Below are 18,691 nucleotides of genomic sequence, written 5' to 3' on the forward strand. Positions count from 1 at the left end.
TGGGAACTGGCCGGGCGTGGCACCCTCGGCCGTGGCGGCGACGCCATGCTCCAGCAGCGCCTTCAGCCCTTCCGCGGTCGTCGTGACGATCGAGAGCGCGTTGTTGAACCGCAGCGAGTTGACGATGTCGAGCTGGGAGACTTCACCTTCGTCCTTGCCGGCGTCCGGGTTGCCCTGCGGCGGCAACAGGGTGCCATCATCGTCGATCTCGCCGATGAAGGAGCGGATGCCGCCGCCGTTCTTGATCGACACCTGGACGCCGGCATCGATGCTCCGGGCATAGGCCAGGTTCGCATCCGCCGAGAGATCGCCGAGATTGGTCTCCTCCGTTCGGACCAGCTCGCGCCGGCCCTCCAGGAACACGTCGGTCCGGCCGAATACGTTGCCGTCCTGCTCCTCGACGATGCCGCTCACCGCGTCGACCAGACCTGCCACGAGGTCGCCCTTGGTGCCTTCCGCGAACGGATCCGCGTTGCCCCAGAACTCGGCGACGTTCTCGTCGGTGGTGGCGATCGGCCCGTTCTTGGCGGGATCGATGCTTTCCGGAATGATGTCTCCGTCGGCGTCGAACTCGACGTTCAGGCGACCGACATAGCTGTACTCGCCAGCCGTGTTGACGATGATCGCGGCATTGCCGTCTGCGTTCTGCGTCAGGATCGGGTAGCCCTCGACGGCCGCATCGCCCGGACGAAGCACGTCGTCCTCATCAGCCAGGATCGTGTCGGAGCCTCCGGCCATCACGATGTCGACCCCGTCCAGGAGGCCCACCAGCTCCTGTTCCAGCGAAATCTGCTGGAGGTGCGAGGTCAAGATGATCTTGTCGATGTCCTGCACCTCGAGCTGATCGATCACCGGGTTCAGCACGTCGGCCAGCTGCTGCATGTCGTCACCGGTAGGGTCACCGACCACGGAGACGCCGCCGGTCGACGAGATCGTCTGCACGATCTGGGTCGTGGCGCCAATGATGCCGATCTTCTCGCCGTTGATGTCGACGACCGTCGCCGGCGCGATCTTGGCAGGATCCGCCGAGCTACCGGAAGCAAAGTCCGTGCTCGGCCGGATCTCGTCCGTGTAGAGGCCAGACAGGCTGGCATCGCCACTGAAGTCCAGGTTGGCCGACAAATAGGAAAACTGTGCACCGACCCAACCGTCGTCGGCCACGTCCTCCGCCTCGCCCGCATCGGCAGCGATGATGGAGGCAAAGGTGGCGGTGCCGAGGTCGAACTCGTGGTTGCCCACGGCCGAAGCGTCAAAGCCGATCACGTTCATGATCGAGATGTCGATCCGGCCGGCGCCTTCCTGCAGCGCCGCATAGCCATCAGCGTCCAGGCCAAAAAGCTGATTGTAGGTCTCGTTGAAGACGCCGTTCTCGCCGAACACCGGATCGGCGGCAGCATTGAGGAACGGTCCGGGCAAGAAATTGTCACCCGAGGAGAGCACCAGCGTGTTCTCGTTCTGCTGCTCCAGCGCTTCGACGATCGCCGCGAAGTTCGGTGCGCTGTCGATCGCCTCCACGCCGCCCTCCAGGTCGGAGGCATGGACGAGCTGGAGCGAGAAGTTCTCCTCGGTCGGCGGCGGCTCGATCGTCGGCGGCGTGAATTCGTAGAGCGCCGTCGTGCCGCTGACCTCGTGGCCCACCGCGATCATCGGCTTGCCGGTCGGGCTGTTCTCGGCGCTGATGAAGGTCAGGCCCTCGGGGCCGTTGTCGCCGGCTTCCAGGCTGTCGACCGGCGCGTCGAAGTTGCGGGTGTTGATGTAGGAGACGAACTCGGGCGCGGTGGGATCGCTCAGGTCGAACGCCATGATGCCGCCGACCCGCTCCATGCCGACAAAGGCATAGGGCACCCCATCGACTTCGCCGCTGACGATGCCTTCCGGCTCGGGCCCCTTGTTGTCGCTGCGCGAGTCGAAGCTGTCGGCTTCCTCGTTGTCGCTGTTGAACGCATCCGGCAGATGCTTTGCGATGATCTGCTCGAACTGGTCGCCGCTGTCGAAGACGATCTTGCCGGTGCTGTCGAGGACCGAGAACGAGCGACCGCCATAGGCCTGCAGCACGTCATGGTCGCCATCACCGTCCGTATCGCCGTCGATGGTCGAGACGCCGAGCCGCCCCAGCTGCTCGTCGGCCTGCAATTCCCCGGCATTCGGAAAGGCCGTCGGATCAAGTTCCAGGTCCTTGATCCGTTCGTCCTCACCGCGATCGTCACCCTCGTTGGCGATGACGTAGTAGGTGGCGCCGCCTGCCTGGAAGCTCGCCACGTTGTCCGGCATGTACATGCCGAAGACTGGCCAGTTCACGATGCTGATTTGCCCGTCATCGTCGCTGGCGTCCAGGCCGTTGCCGGGCTGGCTATGGTCCTTCAGGCCGAGCGCCTCGACGTCGGTGAACGTCTTGGTCTCGAGGTCCAGGATCGCAACTGCGTTGTTCTCCTGGAGCGTCACCATTGCGGTCTTGCCGTCTGGCGCCACCGACAGGTACTCGGGCTCGAAGTCCTCTGACGGCAGCTTGTCCGGAAACAGCCGTACGCCCGCCTGGCGCAGCTCGTCCACCTTGCCATCGAAGGCCGAAAAATCGACCTCGGTCGAAGTCTTCAGCTGTCCAGGCGTCGAGACGTCCACGACCGATACCGAGCTGATCGGGTCGCCTTCGTCAGTGGGTTCCCCCTCATTGACGGTCAGTACCCTGGTTCCGTCCGGCGTAAAGGTCACGTGATCCGGGCCCACGCCGACCTCTGCACCACCCTGGTACTTTCCGTCCGCGTCGAACAGGGCGACGAAGCCTTGGGCGTTCGTGTCCGGATTCTTCACGGCCACGGCAACCAGACCATCCTTCACCGCGACACTCGTGACCTGCCCGCCTTCGATGACCTGGTCCATGTCGATCGAGAACAGGCGCTCGGGTGCCGCGGCGTCGGCGATGGAGACGACGTCGACCGTGCCGTCCACGGCGTTGGTGATGAACAGGCGCTGCGTTGCGGGATCATGTGCGACGATCTCGGCGCCACCGGTGACCGGCTCGCCGCCTTCAGGCGCAATCCGGGACACGAGCGCAAGACCGCCGGCCTCGGGCTCGCCGAAATCGAAGCGTGCCAGCACCGGATCATGGTCGCTGGAGCGAACCTCCTGCGGGAAGTCGGCGTTCAGGTGGGCGATGTCGACGTCCGCGCGCTCGGCCAAGCCCGGCGTGACCAGGATGTGATCCAGAGCCTGCGAATTGCCCTCGAAGTTGAAGCTGTAGCGGTCCTCGAGCGGCAGGTTCTCGACCAGATTGGTGAGCTGACCGCCCTTCAGCGTCTCCAGTGTCCTGGAGAAGTCGAAGTCGTTCATGTCGCCCAGCACCACCACGTTCGCGTCCGGGTCGGCCTTCACGAGGTCGTCCACGAAGTCGCTGATCTCGTCGGCCTGGAACACGCGCTGGCCGAGCGTGCCTTGGAAGGGCGGCTGTTCGGTACCGAACAGCGGATCGTCGCCGGACTTGGACTTGAAGTGGTTGTTGATGAGGAACACGTCCTCGCCCTGGAACTCGAACTGGGCGGCGAGCGACTTGCGCGTCCCTTCAAAGCCGGTCTGCTCGTCCTGGCCAAAGGCGGGGCTGCTCGGATCAACCCGGCCGGGGTTCAGCGACAGGTCCGGCCCGTCCTCGCCGGTCACCACGCCTACCTCGTCGGTCGGGCCCGCTTCGCCTTGCGGGACAAAGGTCACGCGCTCAGGGTTGTAGAGGTAGGCGACCTGGATGTTGGCGCCAGGCTCGCCGCCGTCGGCATTGTTCTCCGGGGCAATCTGGACGACTTCGTAGGATGGACCGCCGGCGAGCCGTATCGCCTCGGCCAGCCGAGCGAGCGTCTCGCTGGCGGAAGTCTCACCGCTGTCGGTCGGGCCGTCGTTGTCCTGGATCTCCTGGAGCGCAAGAATGTCCGGGCTGTTCAGGCGCTGGACGATGTCCAGCGACAGGCGGGTCAGCTGATCGTCACTGCCGGGGTTCGGCGAGCCGTCGGACGGGTCGAGATTCAGGACGTTGAAGGTCGCGACCGTCAGAGCATCCTCGCTCCCGGCGAGGTCCGTGCCTTCGCGTTCTGCGCCACCCGACGTCACCTGTGGCAGCGCCTCCGTGTTCAGCAGCTTGAAGCTGCCGAAGCTGTAATCGAGCACACCTACGATCGAGCCGGAGAACTGGTCGCCGACCTGGAGAGCCGGGGGGTCACCGGCCAGGACGTCGTCGACGAGGATTCGTTCGGGATTGGCATCGTCCGGCCGGAAGGCAATACCGCCTGCCTCGGTCCGCACGCCGGCGCCCTCGCCGCCATCCGGCAGGACCGCGATCTCGCCGAATGCATTGGTGGGACTGACCGCAACAGCGTCTTGGACCTCGACCCTCATGCCCTCCAGGCTCTCGTAGAAGTCGATGCCGTCCGTCTGTGGCTCGAAATCGCGTAAGCCATCGTCATCAATGACGTCGGTCGGCGCTTGCCGTCCTTCCTGGCCGATCACCACGGCCGTCGGCAGATCGTTGCCGCTGGAGAGCAGCGTGCTTTCGGCAAACGTGATGTGGGTGGTGGAAAGGTTGCCGCTCTCCTCACCGCCGGGCGTGAACTCGGTCACGCGGCCGGCTACCTCGAGCTCGTCGCCAATGGCGACGGTGGGGGCAGACCGCGTGAACACGAAGATCGCGTCAGACGTCGCGTCGTTGCCGTCACCCTGCGAATCCTGGAGGTAGAAGCCGTTCGAGCCCAAGGCCGTGACGATGCCACGTACCGCGACCTCACGCCCGGCCTCGGAGGAGACATGATCTTCGCCCTGGATCTCGGGAATCGTGAGCTCGTCCCGAGTAGGCTGGTTGTTCATGGCGCACCTCCGCGATCGGTAGCCTTGGCGCGCCCGCTTGGACAACGCCGCTCTTGGTCGAGGGCAGCGTTAGCCGAGTTGGGCGACCAGGAGATGACGCGCCGTTCGCACATCGATGACGGGACGATGGCAGAATTCGGATGGCCCGATCTCGCGCGACGCCGAACTCTTGCTGCTTCACAGCCGCCGATCGGCAGCCCCGGGCACTTTCACCGACGACGAGGCCCCCTAGTCACAGCAGATGCCATCACGGCGGCGACCGGTGCTATCCTCCCGCTAGAAGTCGCGATCGGTGATGTGACGGGCAAGCGGGCGGGCACCTATCGCGATGAGATCACCATCACGATCGAGCCGACCCGCACCTCGTTCGGTCAGGCCGGGCGCACTCCACGCCGCTCGGGATCGCGCTTCGCCAGGGTCCGGCCGCTCACCGGTCCGCAGCTGTCGCCTACCACGAGCTCCGGCTGAAACACGATGTTGCGGGCCGGCAGGTCGACTGCCCGGTCGATCCGGTCGACGAGCAGGCGCACCGCTTCGTTGGTCATGTCGGACGCGGGATGCTCCGTGCGGGTCAACCGTGGGCGGAGACCGCTGATGCCGGGGATCGTGTCGGTGGATGCGACCGAAATGTCATCCGGACATTTCAGTCCGAGATCTGCCAGGGCGCGCATGACGCCCAGCGCCATGACCCCATTGGCGATATAGAGCGCCGTGGGCCGGTCCGGACGGACGAGGATCTCGCGGGCAATCGAATAGGCGACATCCTCGCGGAACTCGCCGGAGCGCACGAACTCCGGTGCCGGCGCAAGGCCACGCGCGTCCATGGCTTCCATCATCCCGTCCAGCCGCCCGCGCCCGGTCGTCAGGTGAAGCGGGCCGGTGATCGTGCCGATCGACCGATGGCCGAGGTCGAGCAGGTAGTCGGTGACCCGACGCGCGGCGGAGCGGTTGTCGATGGTGACGGTGTCGAAGTCCACGCCTTCCATCGAGCGTCCGAACAGGACCGTCGGAATCGTCATGCCGGCAAGCTCGCGGGAGCTTTCCACGGAGCCGCCGACCGGCACCAGCAGGATGCCGTCGCAGGACAACATGCGGATGCGCGCGAGGATGCGCCGCTCGTTGTCCGGCTTCTCGTCGCTGTTGAACACCACCAGCGAATAGCCCCAGGCTGCCACCGCTGCCTCGGCCGTGCAGACGATCTTGGCGAAGAACGGGTTGGCGAGGTCGGCAACCACCAGGGCGATCAGCTGGCTGCGGCCGCGCTTGAGGCTGCGGGCGACCAGCGAGGGTGCGTAGCGCAGTTCCGCGATCGCCGAGAGCACCTTCTTGCGGAGCGCAGGGCTTACATAGGCCGTATCGTTGACGACGGCGGAGACGGTCGCCGTCGACACACCCGCCAGCCTCGCCACGTCCTTGATAGTCGCCATTCATCCGTCAGCTAATCGTTTCGCTGATTGTGAAGCTTTACCAGCCGAAATGTCTACTACGTTGTCAGCTTAAACTCTTAGCCAAACTGATGGAGATATAGCGAAACGGTTAGCTACGGCTGTCTACCGCCTGATGCGTTTCTGGGCGGATCGAGGGAGGTACCAATGAAGACCAACTATCTCGGCATCCTCGTCGCAGGCCTGATGATGTCGGCAGGTGCGGTCCAGGCGCAGGAACCGGTGCTGGTGGGGATCGTCTCGATCTCGGCGACCGAGGCGAACAATGCCCGCTACATCAAGGGTGCCGAAGCCGCCGCGGGAAAGCTGGGCTGGCAGGTGTCCGTCATCGATGCCGCCGGCAGCGCCGATCAGGCGAACGCCGCGATCCAGAACTTCGTCCAGCGCGGGGCCGGCGCCATTGTCGACATGGTGTTTCCCTACAGCTCGATCGGGGCAGGTCTTGCCGCGGCCAAGGACGCCGGGATTCCGGTGGTGACCTGGGGTGGCGGCATCGGCAGCAGCGTTGCGGCCACCAATGGCTCGGGCGGGCCCATGGCCGCGCCGGTGATCGAGCAGATGGTGAAGGACCTGGAAGGCAAGGGCAGCGTCCTGGCGCTCACCTATCGTACCGGTGAAGTCTGCCGCAACCGCGAGGTGGTGCTCGACGAGATGCTCGCCGAGCATCCCGAGATCACCGTCACCAAGAACGAGGTCCGCATCCCCGGCTATTTCGAGGACGGCGCGCAGTATGCGAACGCATGGCTGGCATCGCACCCGGCCGGCGACGAGAACCTCGCGATCTGGGGCTGCTGGGACGACCCGGCGATCGGCGCCATCGGGGCGCTTCGCCAGCAGGGCCGCGACGACGTCAAGGTGTACGGGATCAACGGCAACGCGCAGGCGCTGGAAAACATCAAGAACGGCCACATGACCGCCACGGCCTGGCAGGACAGCTACACCGAAGGCCTGAACATGATCAACATGATCAAGGAGATCAAAGACGCAGGCGATGCCTGGCAGCCCAAGGCTGCCGAGGTGCCGGCCGTGCTCGTGACGCAGGCCAATGTCGAGCAGTTCCTGGCCGACCATCCCGAAGCGGTCCAGTAAGACGGCGGACGGGCTCATCGTCGATGCAGGCATCTTCCTTGACCACTGCAAGCTTCGACCGGGCAACAAGCCCGGTCGAAAACGCTGCAGGCGTGCCGCTTCTGCTGGCCCGGGATGTCAGCAAGTCCTTCGGCGGGGCCAGGGCACTGGCACGCGCGACGCTGGCGGTGGCGCCGGGCGAAGTGCATGGCTTGGTCGGCGCCAATGGTGCGGGCAAGTCGACGATGATCCGGTGCATCGCCGGCCTGGTCCAGCCCGACGAAGGCGAGATCCAGATCGACGGCGTGCCGCACTCGATCGACACGCCGCACCGCGCGACAGATCTCGGCATGAGCTTCATTCATCAGGAACTCGTCTTCATCCCGGGCATGACGGTCCTCGAGAACATCATGCTGGGGGTGCCCAAGAAGACCCGCCTGGGGCTGGTCGACTGGAAGACTACCGCCCAGGACATCAGGCCACTGATCGAGCGGGTCGGGATTACCGCGCCGCTGGATACAGTGGTCAAGCGCCTGTCGACGGCCGAGAACTGGCTGATCAGCATCTGCCGGGCCCTGGTGCGCAAAGCGCGGTTGATCGTGATGGACGAGCCTACCGCCTCCCTTTCGGCGCATGAGGCCGAGAAGCTCATGTCGATCATCGAGGACCTGTCCGCCTCGGGTGTCGCCGTCCTGTATGTCTCCCATCGGCTCGACGAGATTCTCCGTCTCTGTCGCCGCGTGACCGTGTTCCGGGACGGTGCCTCGGTCGCTTCGCTCGATCGGTCGGCCCTGACGCGATCAGCGCTCGTCGAGGCCATCGTCGGTGGTGCGGTCACGAGCACGCGTGACCGCATCGAGGGGAGCAGCCAAGGCAGGGTGGCGATGTCCGTCCAGGGGCTGACGCGCCTGCCGAAGGTCCGCGGCGTGAGCCTGGAGCTCCGCCAGGGCGAGGTGCTGGGCATCGGCGGGCTCGTGGGTGCTGGCCGCAGCGAGCTTGCCCGGCTGATGTTCGGCGCCGACCGGCCGGAAGCCGGACGGATGACGCTCGACGGCGGGCCCTATGCACCGCGTCATCCAGCGGAAGCCGTGAAGGCCGGCCTGGGTTTCGTGCCGGAAGAGCGACGTGCCGATGGGCTGGTGCTCACCAAGAGCGTCGGCTTCAACCTCCAGCTTTCCAACCTCCAGCGCATCGTACGAAGCCCGGCCTTCCCGCTGCTGGATCGGCCGAAGAGCCGGGCGCTCTCGGCGAAGATGGTCAAGGACCTGGCCATCAAGATTCATGACCTCGACCAGCCGGTCGGGCGCCTGAGCGGTGGCAACCAGCAGAAGGTCGTGATCGGCCGATGGCTCCTGCGTACGCCGAGGGTCCTGATCCTGGATGAGCCGACCCGTGGCGTCGACGTCGGGGCCCGGGCCGAAATCCATCGCCTGATCCGTCAGCTGGCCAAGGACGGGGTGGCGGTGCTGGTAATCTCGTCCGAGCCGGACGAACTGCCGGACCTGTGCGACCGGGTGCTGGTGATGTCGGAGGGTCGAATGGTGGCGGAACTGGCCGGCGCCGAGCTGACGCGAAACGCGATCGTCGAGGCCAGCTATGCCGATGGAACGACGGTGGACCAAGGGGGGCGGATTGACGAACACGCAGACGGGTAATCGGCGGATGTCGCCGCGGACGAAGCTGGCGCTGGGCGTATTCGCGCGCTTTGCGACCATCATCGGCCTGGTCCTGATGATCCTTGGCTTTGCGATCCTCTCGCCCCGTGCCTTTCCGACGGTCAGCAATTTCACGAACGTCCTCAACCAGGCGTCGCTCGCGATGATCATCGCCGGCGGCCTGACGCTTGCCGTGATCGTGGGCGAACTCGACCTGTCCGTCGGCTTCGCCGCAAGCCTGCACGGCCTGCTGGTGACCGGCCTCATCGTCCAGAACCAGCTGCCGATCCCGGTCGCGGTGCTGATCGTCATCGCCGCCGGCGCACTGATCGGCCTGGTCAACGGATTCATCGTCACGAAGATGCGGGTGAACTCGGTGATCGCAACGCTCGGCGTCGGCACCATCCTGATCGGCCTCTCGTTCGCCTACTCGGCCGGCGTTCCTATCGTGGCGGGCGTCCCGGAAGCCTTCCTCCAGTTGTCGCTGGGCCGCTGGCTGTTCGGCATCCCGAACAACATCATCATCATGATCGTCGTCATGGGCGCCTTGTGGACGCTGGTGGAGCGGACCTCGCTCGGCCAGGAGATCCAGGCGGTAGGCGGCAACCCCGCCGCGGCAAGGCTGGCAGGCATCGATGTCGACCGGGTGAAGACGCTGGGCTTCGTGATCTCCGGCATGTGCGCGGCGCTGACCGGCATCCTCCTGGCGTCGCGTCTTGGCAGCGGCACCACCAGTGCGGCCGACAGCTACCTGCTCACCGCGTTCGCCGCCGTCTTCCTGGGCTCCGCCACGCTCCGTGACGGCGAGTTCCACGTCTTCGGTACCTTCATCGGCGCGCTGATCATCGCGTTCGGCTTCAACGGCCTGAACATCTTCGGGGCGCCGACCTTCTCCCAATACTTCTTCCAGGGCGCGATCCTGATCGTCGCCGTGGGCCTGTCCAGTCTCGGCCGGATCATGGCCGAACGATGAGGAGCAACCATGCCGAACGCCGCGCAGAACCCTGCCCAGCCTCCCCAGTGGGACATCTACGTCATCGAGTATGCGCGGGCGAAGGACCAGCCGATCGCGAGCCTGGTGAACGGAACCCATCACGAGGGGGTGATGGACACGCCCTTCTCGTTCGTCCTGGCGCGCAGCGGGCAGCGCAACGTGCTGGTCGACACCGGCTTCATGCGCGAAGGCATCGGCGAAGAGATGAGCGTCCGCTTTGGCGTTCCCTACTGGATCTCGCCGGTCCGCATGCTGGAAGAGATGGGAGTCCCGGCCGATTCCGTGACCGACATCGTGCTGAGCCATGCCCATTTCGACCATATGGGCTCCATCCACAAATTCCCGAAAGCCCGCCTCTACATCCAGAAGAGCGAGTTGCTTAGCTGGCACGAGGCGATGGCCCTGCCGCCGCAGTTCGGCTTCCTCACCGACATCATCAATCCCGATGATCTGCGTGCCGCGTTCGACGCCTCAGTCGAGCACCGCCTCACCCTTCTGGACGGCGACAAGGACAACCTCCTGCCCGGTCTCCACGTCCGGCTGGGATCCGGCCACACCATCGGCCAACAGTTCGTCATCCTGGAAAGTGCGCGCGGCCGGATCGTCGTGTCCGGCGACTGCATCTATTCCTCACGCAACCTCACCGGGCACAACCATAACGGCGTCTACGTCCCGCTCGCCAACGGCATCGGCAGCATCTGGGAACAGCTCAAGACCATGGACCGGATCAACGACGAGATCGGTGGCGACCTCAGCAAGCTGATCATCCTGCACGATGCCGCGCGCTGGGAGCACTTGCCGGAGGTAAAGAACATCGAGGGCTTCAAGATCTCCCGGGCCTCATGAAAGGGATCCGGGCAGCTCCCTCACGGATCCATTGCCAGTAGCCTTGCCGCGCGTGGGTCAGGCGCCCCTCGGATTCTCCTTGGCTTCGGCAGCGTAGCGCATCATGCGGGCAAAGCTCATCGAGATATGGGCGCGGCGGAGATGGCCGACTGATTCAAGGTCGCCGATCTGCATGGCGGCCAGGATCTCGGTCATCTCCTGGCGAAAGGCAGCGAACTCCTCGGCAAGGTTGAGCACAGGAAGAAGCTTCAGGACGATCCGCGAGGTCTGGAAGTAAAGGCGCTCGCTGATGTCGCGCAGCGGCAGGTTGCCGGTCATGGCGCTGATCTCGGCGAAGAACTCCATGTTCAGCCGGGCATACGCCATGTGATCCGCATCGGCCGAAACATCGTCGCAGCGTTCGATCAGCGCACGCACGCGAGCCAGGTCCCCTTCGCTGCGCGGCAGCGGCGACAGTTTGCCCATCAAGACGGCAAGCTCGAGGCGGAGGTGATAGACCTGCGCAAGTTCGTCGAGATCGACGTCGGTCACGATCGTGCCGACCCCATGGACGACGGTGACGAGCCCCTCGTTCTCCAGACGCGTCAGCACCCGGCGCACCGGCGTCCGGCTGACCTGGAACTCCTCGGCCAGTTCCTCCTCGGACAGCCGCATCCCCGGCGGATAGGCCAGCATGGAGATGCGGTCGCGCAAGATGCCATAGATGCGATCAGACCGTTCCCGGGCGGAGACCGTCGTGGCGGCGCTCACGTCGCCTCCAGGACGGCGCTCAGGAACTGCCGGGTTCGTTCGTGTCGGGGCGCGCCGAACAGCTGGGCAGGGGGGCCTTGCTCACAGATCTTGCCGGCATAGAAGAAGCAGACCCGGTCGGCGAACTCGCGGGCGAATCCCATCTGGTGGGTCACCATCAGCATGGTCAGGTCGAGCTCGGATCCCAGCCGACGGATGACGTTCAGGACTTCCCCGACCAGCTCAGGGTCAAGTGCGGAGGTTACCTCGTCGAACAGCATCACCTTCGGCCGCATGGCCAGTGCGCGGGCAATGGCGACGCGTTGCTGCTGGCCGCCGGACAGCTGGGACGGGTAATGGTCGAGCTTGTCGCTCAGGCCCACCATCTCCAGCAGCTCGGCCGCCCGTGCACGGGCTTCCGTCTTCGGCATCTTCAGGACGGTGAGCGGTGCCTCCATGCAGTTCTTGAGCGCCGTCATGTGCGGGAACAGGTTGAAGTGCTGGAACACCATGCCGATCTTGCCGCGCATCCGTCGCAGATGGGCAGCGTCGGCCGGCACGAGCGTGCCGCTGCTGACCTGGTGGGTAAGCGGTTCTCCATCCACCCAGATGACGCCGCCGTTGATCTTCTCCAACGTCATGAGCATGCGCAGGACAGTGGTCTTGCCCGAGCCGGACGGACCGATGATGGCGACCTTCTCGCCGGCACCAATCTCAAGGTCGAGCCCGTCCAGCACCGTCAGCGCACCATAGCTCTTGGTCACGCCGTCGAACTTCACCATCGGCGACATGGTCATGCGCGTGCTCCGATCCGCTTGAGGCGCCGCTCCAGGAGACGGATCAAGGCCGCCGCGACAAGGCTGAAGACCAGGAAGAACGCACCGACCAGCGTGATCGGCTCGATGTAGCGGAAGGTGTTCGAGCCGAGGATCTTGGCCTGCTGCATGAGTTCCATCACCGCGATGGCGGACAGCAGCGGCGTTTCCTTGAACAGCGCCACGAAATAGTTGCCCAAGGCCGGCACCACCGGCGGAATCGCCTGCGGGATGATCACGTCCCGAAATGTGTGGAACGTGGTCAGGTTGAGGGCGATCGACGCCTCCCACTGGCCACGAGGTACGTTGTCCAGCCCGGCACGGTAGACCTCCGCACAATATGTTCCGTAATGGAGGCCGAGCGCGATGATCCCTGCGGTCAGCGCGTCAAGCGAGACGCCGAACTCCGGGAAGACGAAGTAGAAAAAGAAGATCTGGATCAGGAGCGGCGTGGAGCGAATGAACTCGACGACGGCCGTCGTCGGCAGCGATATCGTTCGATTGGGCGACATGCGCAGGACTGCGAAGACCAGCCCCAGCACGGCCGCCAGCAGGAACCCCAACAGCGTCGCCTGGATCGTGACCAGCGAAGCCTGGGCGAGCAGGGGCAGGATCTCGAACGCGTAGTTCCAGTCCCAGTCCATCTCATCCGTTCCCGCTCATCAGTGGACCCGGCCACGGGCCACCGCACCCGCTGCCTTCTGCTCCAACGCCCTCATGCCGGTGGTGATCACGGCGGCGATCGCGAGGTAGATCACCAGCACGATCGTGAAGATCTCCACAGTCCGGAAGGTGGTCTGGTTCATCTGCTGAGCCCGGAATGCGAGGTCGGAAATGGTGATCAGCGACACCAGCGCCGTGGACTTCAAAAGCTCGATGAACAGGTTGCCCCAAGGGGGGATCATCGCCACGAGCGCCTGCGGCAGGATGATCCGCCGCAGCGCTTCGCCCCGCGTCATGTTCAGGGCGATCGTCGCCTCCCACTGGCCGCGGGGAACCGCCTGGACAGCTCCACGCACCACTTCCGACCCGTAGGCCCCGACATTGAGGCCAAGCGCGGTGATCGCCACCGTCATCGGCTCGAGCGTCACGCCGAAATGCGGAAGAACGAAGAACATCCAGAACAGCTGCACCAGGGCGGACGTGCCTCGGAACAGCTCGACATAGGCGACCGCCAGCCATCGGACCGGGAGGGGTCCGTACATCCGTGCCATGGCAGCGCCGAATGCAGCGATGACGGCGACGACCGCGCCCGCGAGGGCGATCTCGATCGTCACCAAGGCACCCTGCAGCAGGCCCGGGATGAACTCACGGAAGCCCGCGAAGGATGCCACCGCCAAGCCCGCGGCGAAGCTCACGATGACGCAGACAGCAATCCAGCGCGGCGCCATGGCCCGTTCCTGCTTCTCGACCGACGGCCTCGACCGGCCTTGTTCACTCGCCGGCGCAAAGCTCGGCCGTCGTCTTCGTCGGCATGTAGTCCTTGCCGAAGCCCAGCGGCGTCACCAGTGCCAGGTGCTCCTCGGATCCTAGGAACTTCTTCAGCTCTGCATTGAAGGCTTCGACGAACGCGGCATCGTCCTTGCGAAAGGCGATCGCGCCATGGCCGACGACCGACTTGCCGGCAACCGTGCCGAATGGCCTCGTGGACTCCGTCTCCGGATTCTTCGAAGCCATGTCGGCGATCGACAAGGCGGTAAGCGCTGCGGCATCGGCCCGGCCGGCTTTCACCGCCGCAACCAGGCTCGACTGGTCGGGCAGGACGACCAGCTGGGACTGGTCCACGCCCGAATCGGCCGCATAGCCGGCCTCGACGGCGCCGGCCATCACGGCCAGCTTCAGATCCTTGTTCTGCGCGAAGGTCGAGTAGTCGGTGATCGACTTTGGATTACCCTTCTGGACCAGCATGGCCTGGCCGATGCCGTAGGTCGGCTCGGAGAACAGTACCTGCTGGCAGCGGGCCGGATTGACGAAGATCCCGGCAGCAACGAGGTCGAAGCGGCCCGCCTGCAGGCCGGGGATCAGGGAGCCGAACTCGGTCAGGACGCCGTCGATCTCCTTGATGCCGAGCTTGGCCATCACGGCCCTGACCACTTCCGGTGATTCACCGGTCAGCTTGCCGTCGGGTGTGGCGAAGCCGAACGGTGCTTCGTTGGCGAAGCCGACGCGGATGTAACCGGCTTCACGGGCCTCCTCCAGCGTCGACTGGGCCTGGGCGGCACCCACCGAGAAGGTCGCGGCGACAGCAAAGAGAGCCATGACGGCACGTCGCGACAGGATCGTCTTCATCATGATGTCGTCCTCCGTTCCACATCGAGGTGAGTGAGGGGACGGGCCCGAAGCACGCCTTCGCCCGACCCGGTCAGGATCAAGGGCGAACGTGCACCAATGTTGCAGTCGTTTCAATGGTTGTGTACATCTATTTGTGGAACGCCTGAATACTAGCCGTTATGAACGAGATATAGGCAACGCATGTGTACATGCCGGTGTGGAGTCGCTTCCTGATGGCGCATCTGTTCGAGCCCCAGGAGTTTGCCGCAAGGCTCTTGGCCGTACGTCGCGAGATGGCGCGGCGCGACCTGCCGCTCGTGCTGCTCTCCTCGCCGGACAACATCTTCTACCTGACCGGCCTGGATCACTGGGGCTACTTCGCCCCGCATCTGCTGATCGTGCCGGCCGAAGGTGGCCTCGTGCTGGTCACCCGAGCCATGGAGCAGGTGACGATAGCCGCGCAGGTGGCGAATGCGCGCTTCGCCGGCCATGCCGATTCCGAGACGGTCGCCGACGTCGTGGTGCGCGAGCTGCAGGCAGGCCGTCTGCCGGACCGGATCGGCCTGGAGCTGTGGAGTTCTGGCCTTCCCGCCGGTCTGGCCCACGCCCTGCAGCTGGGCCTCGGCAATGTCCGATGGTCGGACGTGACCGGCCTCGTCGATGACATCCGTCTGGTCAAGAGTCCGGCTGAACAGGTCTATCTTCGCGCGGCCGCGAAGGTCACCGATGCAGCCACGGATGCCGGGATCGCCGCCATCCGGCCTGGCGCCAGCGAGGCCGAGGTCGCTGCCGCCTGCCTGAGGGTGATGACGGAGCAAGGGACATATCCAGGCTTCGGGCCCTTCATCCGCTCCACTGACCGGCTCGGCGAGGAGCATACGAGCTGGACCGGTAGACGGCTGGACGACGGCGACGCGGTCTTCTTCGAGCTTTCCGGCTGTGTCGCCCGTTATCACGCGCCACTCGGCCGCTTGGTCCATGTGGGCCGGGTCCCTTCCGGTACATGCGACATGGCCGCGATCACGCAGGATGCCTTCGATGCGGTGGTAGGCACGCTGAAGGATGGCGTCCTCGCCCGGGATGTCTACGCAGCCTGGCAGGCCGTGGTCGACAGGGCCGGGCTCGCCCATTACCGGCGCCACCATTGCGGCTACATGGTCGGGATCGGGATGCCGCCCAGCTGGACCGGCGGCAACAAGGTGCTGGGGCTGCGCCACGACAGCGAGGTGGTGATTCGCACCGGCATGAGCTTCCACGTCCTGTCCTGGCTGATGGGGACCGAGCGTGGCGACTACTTCATCTCGAACACCGTGCTGCTCGGCGATGATGGCCCCGAGGTCCTGACCCGTACGCCGACCGACGTCACGATCCGCTAGAACGAGGCGACCTGCATGCAATTCGGCAAGAACAACACGCCGTTCTCTCCTGAGGAATTCGCCGCCCGCATCGCCAAGACCAAGCAGCGCATGGCTAGAGCCGGGCTGGACGCACTGATCTGCAGCGATCCTGCCAACATGAACTACCTGACCGGCTACAATGGCTGGTCGTTCTACGTGCATCAGGCGGTGATCGTCCTGCAGGATCTCGATCAGCCGCTATGGTTCGGCCGCGGCCAGGACGGCAACGGTGCCAGGCTCACCACGATCCTGCCGGACGACAACATTCTCACCTACGCCGATGACTTCGTGCAGTCGACGACGAGGCATCCGATGCAGGAGGTGGCACGCCATCTGAAAGAGCGTGGTGCCGACACTGGCCGGATCGGCGTGGAAGCCGACAGCTATTACTTCACCGGCCGCTCCCAGGACATCCTGCGCGCCGAGTTGCCGAACGCGCGGATCGAGAATGCCGATGGCTTGGTGAACTGGGTGCGTGCGGTGAAGTCCCCGGCCGAGATCGGCCTCATGCAGCAGGCAGCCCGCATCACCGAGAAGATCATGGCGACCGCCATCGACCGGATGGGGGTAGGTGTCCGGCAATGCGACGTGGCGGCGGAGATCCAGGCGGTCGGCACCCGCGGCGTCGACGGCTATGGCGGCGACTACCCGGCTATCGTCCCGCTGATGCCGTCCGGCGTCGGCACGTCATGCCCTCATCTCACTTGGCAGGACGATCCGTTCGAGGCGCAGACCGGCACCACCATCGAAGTGGCGGGCGTGCGCCATCGCTACCACGTGCCGCTCACCCGTACCGTCTATCTCGGCACGCCGCCGCAGAAAATGATCGATGCGGCGAAGGTGGTGGCCGAAGGCATCGATGCGGCCCTGGCCGTGGCACGGCCTGGGGCCGGCTCGCGCGACGTCCACGCGGCCTGGACCAGGACGATCGCCCGCCATGGGCTCGTGAAGGATTCGCGCTGCGGCTACTCGATCGGCCTGAACTATCCGCCGGACTGGGGCGAGCGCACGATCTCGCTGCGCGCGGTGGATGAGACGATCCTGGAGCCGAACATGACGATCCACTTCATGCCAGGCATCTGGCTGGACGACTGGGGGATCGCCATCTCCGAGCCGATCCGGATCACGGAGGACGGTGTGGAGACGTTCTGCTCCTTTGAACGACGCTTGTTCGTGAAGTAGGCGAAGCCGAGGCCATGTCCGGCCATAGCTTGAGCGCGCTGCCTCGTTCCGCCGGCGCACGCCTTCCTGCACTTGAGCGAGGCGCTCGGGATCCGAGGACGGCGTCTTGTCATCATGGTGGACATGGATATGCACCAGCGCCGCCTTGGCCTCGAAGGCCTGACGCGTCGATCCGATCTGCTCGAGGGGCGTGATCGGGATGGCAGGATTGTTCGCCTTGCGCGGCACGGAGCCGGTGACCGCGACGCTAGAGCCTGTTATGGGCCTGCGGCCAGTCGGGCAGCCTGCTTGAGCATGATGCAGGTAAAGGCTACGAGGTGGAGATCGGCGAGGGGTCGAGGCATAGCGCTCGTAGTCCTTCGGCAGGCGCCGGAAGCGGGTGGCCCTAGCGAAGGATCTTTCCACGACCCAGCGCCGCGGCAAGAGCACGAAGCCGCGCTTGGCCTCGGGCAGCTTGATCACCGCCAGGTCGATGCCATGGGCCTTGGCGGCGTCGGCGGCCTTCTATCCGGTGTAGCCCTGGTCGACATAGGCCAGCTCGACGCTCTGGCCGGTTGCTGCCTGCACCGCCTGGGCCAAGTGCCCTACGGCGGCACGGTCATCGATGCTGGCCGGGGTGACGTGCAGCGCCAGCAGATGCCCCAAGCGTGTCGACCGCCAAGTGCAGCTTGGCTCCCTTCTTCCGATTGGCACCATCGTAGCCGGCGCGGCTGCTGCTTTCGGGCGTCGAGCGCAGGGTCCGGCTGTCCAAGATGGCAGCGCTCGGCTGCACCGTTCGTCCGGCGGCCAAGCGCAGCACCGTGCGCAGATCCTCAGCCAGAGCCTCAAAGCAGCCTGCCGCCAGCCGGCGCTGGGCTTGCTGGTACACCGCCGCCCCTGTCGGCTCTGCCGACATCACGCCGTGGGATCGATGCCTTGCATCGATGGCGGCAGGTCGTTGGGCATCCAGCGCCAGGGCGCCCCGGTCTTCACCACATAGCGCAGGCCGTTGAACACCTCGCGCAACGAGTGGGCGCGCTGCCCAACGTCCTCGGGCAGCAAGGTCAGGCAGGCTGCTACCAGTGCCCACTCATCATCGGACACATCGGGCGGATACGGCTTGCGAGTAATCATGACCCGCAGCCTGGGCACTCCATCGCCGCAGGTCCATAACAGCCCCTAGGTATTTAGTCCCACGGCGTAGAGGCAGGGTGGCTGGTGAAAAAGCTCGGGCTTTTGCTGCCAGACGGCGTGGATGGCCTCGATGGGCGTGCGCCGGCGGAGCGCCTTGAGCTGCCTGGCGATGTTGCAGGCTGCCTGCCAGTCGGCGATCTGGCGTCGTAGCTCCCAGCTCGTGGCGTCGTGGAAGGCGTGCACGATGACGTCCTTGATCGTGCTCACGGTTCGCTCTGCCTGTCGGTTGGTCCAAGGATGGCAGGGCCTGGTCAGTCGGTGCTCGATGCCGTTG

At 65.2% G+C, this 18,691-nt stretch carries 14 protein-coding genes and 2 pseudogenes; 6 read left to right on the forward strand and 10 right to left on the reverse strand.

All coding sequences use genetic code 11. The annotated features are described in order from the left end of the window. The coding region (locus tag VHL31_RS16935; RefSeq protein ID WP_329662415.1) for a choice-of-anchor I family protein at positions 1–4,842 on the reverse strand (4,842 nt) is incomplete at its 3' end. Between the two features lie 371 nt (positions 4,843–5,213). After that, entirely contained in the window at positions 5,214–6,269 is a 1,056-nt protein-coding gene (locus VHL31_RS16940) for a LacI family DNA-binding transcriptional regulator (RefSeq protein ID WP_329662416.1), read from the reverse strand. A gap of 165 nt (positions 6,270–6,434) precedes the next feature. Here VHL31_RS16940 and VHL31_RS16945 point away from each other — a divergent pair, with 165 nt between their 5' ends. Genes VHL31_RS16945 through VHL31_RS16960 form a run of 4 tightly spaced genes read left to right on the forward strand, consistent with a single transcriptional unit; the run spans position 6,435 to position 10,850 of the window. Beyond that, positions 6,435–7,376: a sugar ABC transporter substrate-binding protein gene (locus VHL31_RS16945; protein WP_329662417.1), complete on the forward strand. Its 942-nt coding sequence runs from the start codon at positions 6,435–6,437 to the stop codon at positions 7,374–7,376. Between the two features lie 38 nt (positions 7,377–7,414). Next, positions 7,415–9,010, forward strand: a complete 1,596-nt coding sequence (locus tag VHL31_RS16950; protein ID WP_329662418.1) for a sugar ABC transporter ATP-binding protein — start codon at positions 7,415–7,417, stop codon at positions 9,008–9,010. A 7-nt stretch (positions 9,011–9,017) separates the two neighbouring features. Beyond that, positions 9,018–9,983 carry an ABC transporter permease gene (locus VHL31_RS16955; protein ID WP_329662419.1) on the forward strand — a complete coding sequence of 322 codons (966 nt, stop codon included), beginning with the start codon at positions 9,018–9,020 and terminating at the stop codon, positions 9,981–9,983. 9 nt (positions 9,984–9,992) lie between these two features. Next, positions 9,993–10,850 (forward strand): N-acyl homoserine lactonase family protein, encoded by an 858-nt coding sequence (locus VHL31_RS16960; protein WP_329662420.1) that lies wholly within the window; start codon positions 9,993–9,995, stop codon positions 10,848–10,850. Between the two features lie 57 nt (positions 10,851–10,907). Here the strand turns inward: VHL31_RS16960 and VHL31_RS16965 are convergent, their stop codons facing one another. Genes VHL31_RS16965 through ehuB form a run of 5 tightly spaced genes read right to left on the reverse strand, consistent with a single transcriptional unit; the run spans position 10,908 to position 14,686 of the window. Further along, entirely contained in the window at positions 10,908–11,600 is a 693-nt protein-coding gene (locus VHL31_RS16965) for a GntR family transcriptional regulator (RefSeq protein ID WP_329662421.1), read from the reverse strand. After that, a complete protein-coding gene (gene ehuA, locus VHL31_RS16970; RefSeq protein WP_329662422.1) occupies positions 11,597–12,376 on the reverse strand; it encodes an ectoine/hydroxyectoine ABC transporter ATP-binding protein EhuA in 780 nt (259 codons plus the stop codon). The genes VHL31_RS16965 and ehuA overlap by 4 nt, the downstream gene beginning before the upstream one ends. Then, the gene (ehuD, locus tag VHL31_RS16975) at positions 12,373–13,038 is read right to left on the reverse strand and encodes an ectoine/hydroxyectoine ABC transporter permease subunit EhuD (protein WP_329662423.1); all 666 of its coding nucleotides are present in this window, start codon (positions 13,036–13,038) and stop codon (positions 12,373–12,375) included. The genes ehuA and ehuD overlap by 4 nt, the downstream gene beginning before the upstream one ends. An 18-nt stretch (positions 13,039–13,056) precedes the next feature. Further along, the gene (gene ehuC / locus VHL31_RS16980; RefSeq protein ID WP_329662424.1) at positions 13,057–13,785 is read right to left on the reverse strand and encodes an ectoine/hydroxyectoine ABC transporter permease subunit EhuC; all 729 of its coding nucleotides are present in this window, start codon (positions 13,783–13,785) and stop codon (positions 13,057–13,059) included. A 43-nt stretch (positions 13,786–13,828) separates the two neighbouring features. Next, on the reverse strand, positions 13,829–14,686 hold the full coding sequence (gene ehuB / locus VHL31_RS16985; protein ID WP_329662425.1) for an ectoine/hydroxyectoine ABC transporter substrate-binding protein EhuB: 858 nt from the start codon (positions 14,684–14,686) through the stop codon (positions 13,829–13,831). A gap of 188 nt (positions 14,687–14,874) precedes the next feature. Between ehuB and VHL31_RS16990 the strand changes: the two genes are divergently transcribed. Both VHL31_RS16990 and VHL31_RS16995 read left to right on the forward strand, forming a co-directional pair. Next, on the forward strand, positions 14,875–16,041 hold the full coding sequence (locus VHL31_RS16990; protein WP_329662426.1) for a Xaa-Pro peptidase family protein: 1,167 nt from the start codon (positions 14,875–14,877) through the stop codon (positions 16,039–16,041). Between the two features lie 15 nt (positions 16,042–16,056). After that, on the forward strand, positions 16,057–17,244 hold the full coding sequence (locus VHL31_RS16995; protein ID WP_329662427.1) for a M24 family metallopeptidase: 1,188 nt from the start codon (positions 16,057–16,059) through the stop codon (positions 17,242–17,244). A 51-nt stretch (positions 17,245–17,295) separates the two neighbouring features. Here the strand turns inward: VHL31_RS16995 and VHL31_RS26700 are convergent. From VHL31_RS26700 to VHL31_RS17005, 3 genes and pseudogenes are all read right to left on the reverse strand, one after another. Beyond that, positions 17,296–17,505, reverse strand: a pseudogene (locus VHL31_RS26700) (3-keto-5-aminohexanoate cleavage protein); the annotation flags it as partial. Continuing rightward, positions 17,502–18,357, reverse strand: a pseudogene (locus VHL31_RS17000) (IS5 family transposase). The pseudogenes VHL31_RS17000 and VHL31_RS26700, both read right to left, overlap by 4 nt. 45 nt (positions 18,358–18,402) lie before the next feature. Then, on the reverse strand, positions 18,403–18,684 hold the full coding sequence (locus tag VHL31_RS17005; RefSeq protein ID WP_414653758.1) for an integrase core domain-containing protein: 282 nt from the start codon (positions 18,682–18,684) through the stop codon (positions 18,403–18,405). Positions 18,685–18,691 lie beyond the last annotated feature (7 nt).

The organism is Geminicoccus sp., from assembly GCF_036263595.1.
Classification (GTDB): Bacteria; Pseudomonadota; Alphaproteobacteria; order Geminicoccales; family Geminicoccaceae; genus Geminicoccus.